This is a genomic window from Pseudomonas sp. AC463, from assembly GCF_979253585.1.
Genome location: NZ_CEEDDZ010001020.1, coordinates 1 through 246, shown reverse-complemented (window position 1 = coordinate 246; position 246 = coordinate 1). Strand labels below are relative to the sequence as shown.

Below are 246 nucleotides of genomic sequence, written 5' to 3'. Positions count from 1 at the left end.
CAGGTTATAGAGCGGCAACGGCAGCAGCGCGACGACCCCGCCGGTGGCGGCCAGCCCCAGCAGCAGCCAGCGTCGCGGCGACGGCCACACCCGCCACACCGCCCAAAGCGCGATGGCGCTGCCCGCCAGCACCGCCTGATATTCGACCACCACCGCCCAGCCGAGCGCCGCGCCACCGATCAGCGCCGGCCAGCGTCCTTGCGTCAGGCTCGCACGCCAGAAGCACCAGACCGCGATGACGTACAG

Annotated in this window: 1 protein-coding gene; it reads right to left on the bottom strand. The window is 72.4% G+C overall.

Translation table 11 applies throughout. The annotated features are described in order from the left end of the window. Positions 1–246, bottom strand: a 246-nt coding sequence (locus AC0IYH_RS33325; protein ID WP_471838692.1) for a hypothetical protein, incomplete at both ends; no start/stop codon positions are given.